A 9,967-nucleotide genomic window follows, 5' to 3' on the forward strand; every position below is an offset into this window, starting at 1 on the left:
GCCATTGTGGCGGATGAAAAATCCCTGAAGCTATTAGCCTTGGCTGAAAAGGTCACAAAAACGGATGCCAGCGTGATGATCCTGGGGCCAAGTGGCTCGGGGAAAGAAGTCATGTCTCGCTATATTCATGACCACTCCGATCGCCATGAAGGGGCGTTTATCGCTATTAACTGTGCGGCTATTCCGGACAATATGCTGGAAGCGACATTGTTCGGTTACGAGAAAGGCGCGTTTACCGGCGCTATTCAGGCTTGCCCGGGGAAATTCGAGCAGGCACAGGGTGGAACCATTCTGCTCGACGAGATCAGTGAAATGGATCTGAACTTGCAAGCCAAGTTACTGCGGGTATTGCAGGAGCGTGAGGTGGAGCGACTGGGCAGCCGCAAGAGTATCAAGCTTAATGTCCGAGTACTGGCGACTAGTAACCGCGACCTGAAGCAATATGTGGCTGAAGGCAATTTTCGTGAAGATTTATATTACCGATTGAATGTTTTTCCATTAGTATGGCCGGCCCTGACGGATCGAAAAGGGGATATTGCCCCGTTGGCGACATACCTGACAGAACGCCACTGTGTTAAACAGGGGCTGCCTGTGCCAAAAATCAGTCAGTCTGCCTTAGTGAAGTTGCAACAATATGCTTGGCCGGGTAATGTGCGCGAATTGGATAATGTTATTCAGCGGGCATTGATCCTTGGCGATGGCAACAATATCGAATGTGAGCATATTCTGTTGGAAGGACTTGACTGGCTGGATGCACAAAGCCTGCAAAGCGCGGTAGAATTGGCAACACCGTCGCCGACGGTTGAACCGCTTCAGGTGCCGCCTTCAGTCGACGGACTCGGCAATGAGCTCCGGGAGCAGGAATTTTCCATTATTTTAGAAACAATCCGTGCCTGTGAAGGGCGACGGAAAGACGTCGCAGAAAAGCTGGGGATCAGTCCGCGGACCTTACGCTACAAGCTCGCAAAAATGCGAGATGCCGGAATTGAGATCCCAGTTTAGAGTAAAAATTTAATTTTGCTGGTCTTTTGAGTCATGCTGGCGGTAAGCTTGCTAATTACAGCAAAGAAAGTCGTAAGCTGAGCAGTAAGAAATCGAATTAATAAAAACACACCTCATTTTGAGGTGACAAATTTTTGACTGTCGGGGGAAGATTATGAAAGTCAACGGACTACAAGCAGAAATGCAAGCTATGAAGCTGGAAGCCCAGAACACGACTCGCCCGGCGACAGGCCAGCAGGTCAGTTCGGATTTCGGCGCAGTACTTAATGATGCCGTTAAAACGGTGAACAACCTTCAGTCAGAATCCAGCGAGCTGGCTACGCGTTTTGATCAGGGGGATCGCAGTGTGTCGCTTTCCGATGTCATGATCGCCCGAAATAAATCCAGTGTTGCGTTTGAGGCGACTGTCCAGGTTCGTAACAAGCTGGTGGATGCGTATAAACAATTAATGAACATGCCAGTTTAATTCAGGAATTAATGAGTGTCGGAAACATCTTCAAACAACGAATTAGCCGTTGCAGGTAATGCCCCGGCCCCGGTCGTTACAGATACTGACCTGGAGCTGCAAAATCCTGATACAGAAGAAAAAAGTGCTAATCGTGTTGACAGCATGCTGGGTAACCTAGACCTACTTCGTCAGGTTATTCTGGTGCTGTCTGTGGCGATTTGTGTGGCATTGATCGTACTTGTCGTTGCCTGGATCAAAGAGCCGGAAATGCGCCCGCTTGGCACGTTTGAAACTGAAGAGCTGATCCCTATTTTGGATCATTTCGATCAGAAGAAGATCGAATACACCCTTGACGGTAATACGATCCGTGTTCCGGCCGATGCTTTTTCGTCGATAAAACTGGAAATGACCCGGGCGGGTTTGAACAACACCGTTTCTGAAGGTGATGAGATCCTGATGCAGGATATGGGGTTCGGCGTTTCCCAGCGTCTTGAACGCGAAAGGCTAAAATTAAGCCGTGAGCGTCAGTTGGCCCGTGCGATAGAGCAGATCCGCCAGGTACGAAAAGCCCAGGTGCTGCTGGCTATGCCAAAGCAGAGTGTATTTGTCCGTCATAACCAGGAAGCCTCGGCCACCGTATTTCTGACTTTGGGTACCAACGGCTCGCTTGGCCAGCAGGAAGTCGATTCGATTGTTGATATGGTTGCAACAGCTGTACCCGGGTTAAAGCCAACCCGAGTGACGGTGACAGATCAACATGGTCGTCTGCTGAGCTCCGGTACTGAAGACCCAAGCGCTACGGCACAACGCAAAGAATATGAACTCGAACGCAAACAAGAGCAGGCCCTGCGCGAAAAAATTGATGCGATTTTGATCCCGGTTCTCGGGCTGGGCAATTATACCTCTCAGGTTGATGTGTCGATGGATTTCAGTGCCATCGAAGAGACGCGAAAGAAATATGATCCGGCCACACCAGCAACACGAAGTGAATATACGCTGGAAGATTACAATAACGGCAACGTGGTTGCCGGTATTCCGGGTGCACTGAGCAACCAGCCGCCTGCCGATGCCTCGATACCTCAGGATATTGCCGAGATGCAGTCGGGTAAAGGTTCAAGCAATGGCTCTGTTCACCGTGAGTCCACCCGTAACTTCGAGCTTGATACGACCATCAGGCATAAACGAGCCCAGACTGGCATTGTCAGTCGTCAGACGGTATCGGTCGCTATTGACTACAAGCAGGTTGTTAATGCGGAAACCGGCGAGATCACACGTGTTCCGGTGAGTGAAGCCGAGCTTGCGAAGATCAGCCGTCTACTAAAAGGCGGAGTGGGGTTTTCTGAGCTTCGCGGCGATATGCTGGAAGTGATCTCAGTGCCGTTTGCCTTACCTGAAGAACAGCTGGTTCCTGAATTGCCAATCTGGGAGCATCCTAACTTCAATACCTGGATACGCTGGCTGGCAGCGGCACTGGTGATTATTGTGGTGGTTGTGGTGCTTGTTCGCCCAGCGATGCGCAAGCTGCTGTACCCGAACCAGGCGGCGGACGGTACGCCGCTGGACGAAAATGGTATGCCGATGCTGGCTGCTGGTGAAGAAGGCATTGATCTGATTGGTGCCGAGCTTGATGGTGCCGAGTCACTTGAGTTGAGCAGCAGTAGTTTGGATCTGCCTAATCTGCATAAAGATGAAGATTTGCTGAAAGCCGTCAGGGCGCTGGTTGCCAATGAACCGGATCTGGCTGCGCAAGTAGTGAAAAGTTGGGTAACAGAAGATGGCTAACGAAGTCGCAACCACAGAAGATAAAAAATTTGATGTCTCGACCTTAACCGGGGCAGACAAAGCTGCGATCTTATTGCTCAGCCTCAGTGAGCAGGATGCCGCCAGTATCATTCGCCACCTTGAGCCCAAACAGGTTCAGCGTGTCGGTGGGGTAATGGCCTCGATGGCCGACCTGAGTCAGGACAAGGTTTCTGCCGTTCATCGCCATTTCCTGGAAGATATCCAGAAATACACCAGTATCGGTATGGGTAGCGAAGACTTCGTTCGTAATACCCTGGTTGCCGCCCTCGGGGAAGACAAGGCCAACAACCTGGTCGACCAAATTCTGATGGGCAGCGGCTCGCGTGGTCTGGATTCCCTGAAATGGATGGATCCGCGCCAGGTGGCGAGCATTATTCTTAACGAACACCCACAGATCCAGACTATCGTTCTGTCCTACCTGGAGCCGGAACAGTCTGCCGAGATCCTCGCGCAGTTCCCTGAACGTGTGCGCCTTGACTTGATGATGCGAATTGCCAACCTTGAAGAAGTTCAGCCTGCAGCACTGCATGAGCTAAACGACATTATGGAGAAACAGTTTGCCGGTCAGGCGGGTGCACAGGCTGCGAAAATTGGCGGCCTGAAGGCTGCTGCTGAAATCATGAACTATCTGGACAACAACGTCGAAGGGCTGCTGATGGATCAGATCCGCGAAGCGGATGAAGATATGGCAACCCAGATTGATGATTTGATGTTTGTATTCGACAACCTCGCCGAGGTGGATGATCGCGGTATCCAGACCTTGCTGCGTGATGTGCCTCAGGATCTGCTGCAGCAGGCCCTTAAAGGTGCCGATGATATGCTGCGTGACAAGATCCTTCGTAACATGTCGAAACGTGCGGCTGAGATGCTTCAGGATGATCTGGAGGCAATGGGGCCGATTCGTGTTGCCGATGTTGAAGCGGCGCAGAAGGAAATTCTGTCTATCGCCCGTCGTCTGTCTGATGCCGGTGAGCTGATGCTAACAGGCGGAGGCGCGGATGAATTCTTGTAATCCTCGTTTTTCCAGCAAAGAGAATAATGCCGTAAGGGCTGGCTATGAGTACTGACCGCCGCCGTGGCTTTTTGCGGGTTTCGGACCACCAGGCCCAGGAGCTCGAACGCTGGGCCTATCCGGATTATGCTGATGAACAAGAAGCGCCGCTGGATAATGCGATTAGCTATGATCCGCAATGGCCACCGGAGCTGCCTGAGGAAGAGGAAGAGCAGGGCCCCCCACCGCTGACAGCTGCTGATCTTGAAGATATTCGCCACTCTGCCTATGAAGAAGGGCTTGAGGAAGGGCGGATAGCCGGTCATGCAGAGGGGCTTGAGGTTGGTAAGGCCGAAGGGCTTGAAGCCGGGCAGCAGGAAGGCATGGAGCAAGGTTTGCAGCAAGGGTTGGAACAAGGCCAGGCGCAGATCAACGAACATGTCAGTCATCTGACCCAGCTGGTTGAAAAGCTGGCTGCCCCACTACAGCAAGTCGACAGTGAAGTCGAAACTCAGGTGATCAATTTGGTTACCAGCCTGACGCGGGAGTTAATCCGGGTCGAGGTTCAAACCAACCCGCAGGTTATCCTGAATACGATCCGTGAAGTTATCGGTGCGCTTCCTATTGCTGGCCGAGAAACCCGGCTTAGCCTGCATCCCGAGGATCTGGCGTTGGTCAGGGAAGCCTATGGAGAAGACAATCTGGCTGAACGCCACTGGGCGCTTCAGGCCGAGCCTGCTTTGAACCGGGGCGATCTTCAGGTACAGTCCGGTGATTCCAGCGTTGACTATTTTATTGAAGATCGTATTCGCCATCTGCTACAACAATTCAACGGGGCCAATAGCCAGCAGAATAACGGAGGACAGTAATGTCTGCTCCTTTGGCTGAACGCCTTTCACGCTATCAAACCAATAATACTGCCTGTCGTCCGGTGGCATCCGGACGGCTTGTACGTGTCGTCGGGCTGACGCTAGAAGCGGTCGGCTGCCGGGCACCGCTCGGAAGCCTGTGCCAGGTAGAAACACTCAACGGTGATATAGAAGCCGAAGTCGTCGGGTTTTCCGGCGAGACCCTGTTCCTGATGCCGAGTGAGCAGCTTACTGGTATTATGCCGGGCGCCAAGGTCACTCCGGTTCTGCAGAACAGCGGACTGCCGGTTGGACCTGAATTATTAGGTCGGGTTATCGACGGGGTGGGCAATCCGCTTGACGGGCTGGGGGATATTTATACCGCGAACCGTGCTTCCTTCAGCGCCGAGCCGATTAACCCGCTGGCACGCAAGCCGATCAAAGAGCCGTTGGATGTTGGCCTGAAAGCCATCAACGGTTTGCTGACTGTCGGAAAAGGTCAGCGTATCGGCCTGTTTGCCGGTTCGGGTGTCGGTAAGTCGGTCACGCTGGGGATGATGACCCGGGGAACCACGGCGCAGGTTGTGGTGGTCGGCCTTATTGGTGAGCGTGGCCGAGAAGTGAAAGAGTTTATTGACGAGATCCTCGGATCTGAGGGCCGTCAGCGTGCTGTCGTTGTTGCGGCACCGGCAGATGCCTCGCCCCTGATGCGCTTAAAGGGGTGTCAGACTGCGCTCACGATTGCTGAATATTTTCGGGATCAGGGGCTGGACGTTTTGTTGTTGATGGATTCGCTGACCCGTTTTGCCCAGGCACAGCGTGAAATCGCCTTGTCAGTCGGCGAACCTCCGGCCACGAAAGGTTATCCGCCGTCGGTATTTGCCAAGTTGCCGGCGTTGGTTGAACGTGCCGGGAACGGCGGGGAGCATCAGGGCTCGATCACTGCTTTCTTTACCGTACTGACAGAAGGTGATGACTTGCAGGATCCAATTGCCGATGCCTCGCGGGCTATTCTGGATGGCCATATTGTCTTATCGCGGGAGATGGCCGATGCCGGTCATTACCCGGCAATTGATGTTGAGCGATCTGTTAGCCGGGTTATGCCGGCCATTGTCAGTGAAGAACATATGCTGATGTCCAAGGCCGTTCGCCAGATCTTGTCGATATGTCGAAAAAACCAGGATCTGGTATCGATTGGCGCTTATAAACCCGGCACCGATCAGGCTATCGATCAGGCCTTTACCTTCAAGCCTAAATTGGATGCTTATCTGCAGCAGGCGATGAAAGAGTCTGTTCCATATGATATGTGTGTGAATATGCTTCGTTCCACACTGGGCGGCTAACTGGCCGTCACGAACCTGATTAACGGAACCGAGCGTAAACGGGAGCAATAATGGCAGACAATGCACTAGAACTGATTCTGGAAAGAACCAAAGATGACGAGCATAAGGCGTCACTTGCCCTTAGCAATGCCCGTACCGAACTGGAAAACTATCGGGAGCAGCTAAAGCAGATCGAGCAGTACCGACTGGACTACTGTAAGCAGCTTTCGGCCCGTGGACAGCAAGGTTTAACGGCCAGCTCCTATGGTCACCTACAAAAATTCCTTAGTCAGCTGGATGAGACCCTGGTGACACAGAGGGAAGCGGGAAGACAGTTTGAGGATCAGGTCGAGCAGTGTAGCGAGCATTGGAATGAGGTCAGAAAAAAGCGCCGGTCCATCGAATGGTTGCTGGAAAAAAAACATAACGAGCGGCAACTGCTGCGTGATAAACAAGAACAAAAATTGATGGATGAGTTTGCCACCTTGCAGTTTGCACGCAGGATTCATCGTTAGTCTGTACTTACCCCTCTTAGTATGCCTTGTTGGCTTATTTTTTGCATTCTATTGCATTATTACTAGTCTAATCTGAAGAGCCGCCATGTTTTCATCTCGCTTTTTGACAGCAGATATCCCTTCGCCTTCCTCGGCCAAAGCTGAGGGAGCAAAATCCAGTTCAGCGTTACTGGGAGAGGAGAGTGTTGCCTCGCCGGAAGATGGGCGTTTTGCCAAAGAGCTTCAAGCTGCCGCCGATGATGAAAAAATTCAGGGTGAGCAGGCAGTCAAGGATGAGAAAAGCGTCAAGGACGAGAAAAGCATTAAGGGTGATCCACAAGCGGCATCGGTAGCGAAATCTCAAGCACCGGCTGATATAGCCGAAGAGGGCGAAGCCGAGTTGCAACAGTCTGGCAAAGAGGTCTCCCAGACAGCAGCCAAAGAGGCGGCAACGGCTGAGCAGAGTGAGCCGGAAACAGGCAAGCGACTGAAAAACAACGACGAGCTCCAGCCTGAAGTCAGCAAGAGTCAAACAACAGATCACCAAAACGGGCAAAACTCAGCCAGCCAGAAGCCAGATAGCAGTACCTCGCTTGATCCATCGTCAAAGCAAAAGATAATGGATGACGGTGAGGCATTACTGAACCGCCTTTCGGAGTCAAATAAACAGCTGGCATCGACACCATCGACTGCTGCAGATGGACAGGATGGCAAAACTTTGCCGCAGGCAGCAACCGTTTCGTCGTTAGTGACCAAATCGGCGGCCTCAGCCTCGCAGAGCGAGCCAGTGAATAAAGAGCTGGGGCAAGAAAAGTCAGTGACTCCTAACCAAATGGCCGTTAAGCCTGTTGGGGCTGAGCAGGTGCCGCTTGGGGTAGCCGGAAAACCTCAGCAAGGTGAAGTTAGCGGCGAGGTGAAGAGTAAGAACAAGGGCAAGACTGAGGGTAAGTCGGTTGCAGAGGCTGTGAAATCTGAGAACAAGGTTTCACCGGAGAAGAGCAATGCCGAATTAGCTCCGGCTGCCTTGGCTGGTGTTGGTGCAGCCCAAGTCAAAAACTCCGATAGCGCGGTGGCCCAAAGAATCAAGGTGACTGAAGGAGCGAGGGAAACAGCCAGCGCGACGAAGGAAAAAAAGCCAGTGGCCGGAATCAGCCAGGAGGAACTGGCTAAGGTCTTTGCTGTACCGGGTCAGCAGATCGTGGAAGGCCAGTCTGCTCAACAGGCTGGAGACCAAACCTCTGAGTCTGTAGCAGAAGGCGATGACGTCAGTTCTGATGGCGGCATGGTTGATGACGGTATGTTGAAAGCATTTTCTCTCGGTACGGCGACAACTGCTGCTGTCGGGGCTGACGTGAAAAGTACCCAGACAGCCCCTCAACCTTCGGTGGATCTGTTACAATCGTCCAATCCAAGAACCGCGGAGCTGACGAAGGAGCAGCAAGTCGCCTCTGAGTTATTGGATAGTAAGAATAAACCAAGCAATGTGCCGGGGACCAATACGGCAGCAGCAACTGCTGTTACCGGGGCATTGTCGGCAGCCGCTAGCCAGCCTGCACTCTCCCCTGAGTCGGGTCAGGCCTTGGCATTGAATTTAGGCCTGGGTAGCCAGGCGCTGGCAGCATCTGTGAGCGGCACAACAGAGGCCCAGCTTGCTGGCACAGCCGGGACTGCTGCGGCTGTAGGCGCGGGCGCTATGGCGGCAATGGAGTTGGCTTCGGCTGAAACGGGTAGTGATGCGAAATCCCCCGAGCTGACGCATTCACTGACCGGATCGGCAACGCAGCAGGGGCAGGCGACACTGCAGGCGCGGGCAGAAGCTGCGCTGGCGCAAAGTCCGTTGCAATTGAGCAAGGAACAGGCTGGTGATCAGCTTGCCGAGCGAGTGCAGGTTATGATGTCGAAGAATCTCAAGCATGTCGACATACGCCTGGACCCGCCTGAGCTGGGTAAACTACAGATTAAGCTGTCGCTGAATCAGGATCAGGCATCGGTGCAGTTTACCGTGGGCAACCAGCAAACCCGGGACCTGGTCGAACAGGCGATGCCGCGGCTTCGCGAGTTGATGAACCAGCAAGGTTTGCAATTGGCCCAAACTTCGGTTCAGCAAGATAGTTCGCGCCAGCAGTTTGCCGGGCAGCAGAACCAGCAACAAAACCAGACCAATGCTGGCCAGCAAAATAGCGGTGGCGGTCAGCAGGGCAATGGTGGCTCGCGCCACCAGCATGCAGAGCCGGGAGGCTCTGAGCCCGTAGATATGTACGTGAGTCAGTCATCTGACCGCGTCGATTATTATGCATAATAACAATGACCCCTTAATAGTGGTCGCGATAGAGAAAGGATTATAAGGACTATGGCTGAAGGCGCAGAAAACTCCGGCGGAAAGAAAAAACTGATTATCATTGTTGCACTGGTTGTACTGCTGCTTGGCGGCGGTGCCGGCGCATGGTTTTTCTTTATGGGCGACGATGCCCCTGAAGCCGAAGTGGCCGAAGTCACTCCGCAGGCACAGCCGGCGAAGCTCGAACCGGCTTATTATGTGATTCTGCCGCAGCCGTTTATCTTTAATGTAACGGGTGACAAGCGAGATCGTCTCGTGCAGGTGAAGGTGCAGCTAATGGTCCGTGGTGACAGTAACGAGTCTACGGCCAGCCAACATATTCCGCTGATTGAAAGTACATTGCTTCAGACTTTCGGTGCAGCAACGGTAGAGCAGCTTCGGACCCCGAACGGGCGTGCGGATCTGCGTCAGCAGGCACTGTCTTCAGTCCAGAATGCCATGGTAAAGGTCTCCGGCAACCAGGTTGTCGAGCGAGTACTCTTTACTGGCTTTGTAATGCAATAGGTTTAATGTGAGTGACTTACTAACTCAGGACGAAATCGATGCCCTGCTTCATGGCGTCGATGACGTAGAAGATGATGAGGATAGCGGGAGTGACAGCAGTGCTGGTGTCATCTCGTTTGATTTCTCGTCACAAGACCGGATCGTGCGTGGGCGAATGCCCACGCTGGAATTGATCAACGAACGTTTTTCTCGTCATATGCGGCTCAGCCTGTTTAAC

9 protein-coding genes and 1 pseudogene are annotated in these 9,967 nt (G+C 52.9%); all 10 read left to right on the forward strand.

What is annotated here, in order from left to right:
* Positions 1-1,002 (forward strand): sigma-54-dependent Fis family transcriptional regulator (locus tag MHN01_RS07585; RefSeq protein ID WP_239410765.1); only part of this gene is annotated, 1,002 nt, incomplete at its 5' end.
* A 154-nt stretch (positions 1,003-1,156) separates the two neighbouring features.
* Positions 1,157-1,468, forward strand: a complete 312-nt coding sequence (gene fliE / locus MHN01_RS07590; RefSeq protein ID WP_075763941.1) for a flagellar hook-basal body complex protein FliE — start codon at positions 1,157-1,159, stop codon at positions 1,466-1,468.
* Positions 1,469-1,483: 15 nt separating this feature from the next.
* A complete protein-coding gene (fliF, locus tag MHN01_RS07595; RefSeq protein ID WP_239410766.1) occupies positions 1,484-3,232 on the forward strand; it encodes a flagellar basal-body MS-ring/collar protein FliF in 1,749 nt (582 codons plus the stop codon).
* Positions 3,225-4,265, forward strand: a complete 1,041-nt coding sequence (gene fliG, locus MHN01_RS07600) for a flagellar motor switch protein FliG (protein WP_239410767.1) — start codon at positions 3,225-3,227, stop codon at positions 4,263-4,265. Before fliF ends, fliG begins: the two co-directional genes overlap by 8 nt.
* Positions 4,266-4,309: 44 nt before the next feature.
* Positions 4,310-5,113, forward strand: coding sequence for a flagellar assembly protein FliH (fliH, locus tag MHN01_RS07605; protein ID WP_239410768.1), 804 nt, complete (start codon positions 4,310-4,312; stop codon positions 5,111-5,113).
* Positions 5,113-6,435, forward strand: coding sequence for a flagellar protein export ATPase FliI (fliI, locus tag MHN01_RS07610; RefSeq protein WP_239410769.1), 1,323 nt, complete (start codon positions 5,113-5,115; stop codon positions 6,433-6,435). Before fliH ends, fliI begins: the two co-directional genes overlap by 1 nt.
* A gap of 50 nt (positions 6,436-6,485) precedes the next feature.
* Positions 6,486-6,929, forward strand: a complete 444-nt coding sequence (fliJ, locus tag MHN01_RS07615) for a flagellar export protein FliJ (protein WP_239410770.1) — start codon at positions 6,486-6,488, stop codon at positions 6,927-6,929.
* A gap of 85 nt (positions 6,930-7,014) precedes the next feature.
* Complete coding sequence (locus tag MHN01_RS07620) at positions 7,015-9,207, forward strand: flagellar hook-length control protein FliK (RefSeq protein WP_239410771.1); 2,193 nt, start codon at positions 7,015-7,017, stop codon at positions 9,205-9,207.
* Between the two features lie 51 nt (positions 9,208-9,258).
* Positions 9,259-9,750 carry a flagellar basal body-associated protein FliL gene (fliL, locus tag MHN01_RS07625; RefSeq protein WP_239410772.1) on the forward strand — a complete coding sequence of 164 codons (492 nt, stop codon included), beginning with the start codon at positions 9,259-9,261 and terminating at the stop codon, positions 9,748-9,750.
* A gap of 7 nt (positions 9,751-9,757) precedes the next feature.
* Positions 9,758-9,967 (forward strand): annotated as a pseudogene (locus tag MHN01_RS07630) (flagellar motor switch protein FliM); the annotation flags it as partial.

This window comes from Photobacterium sp. OFAV2-7, from assembly GCF_022347985.1.
Classification (GTDB): Bacteria; Pseudomonadota; Gammaproteobacteria; order Enterobacterales; family Vibrionaceae; genus Photobacterium.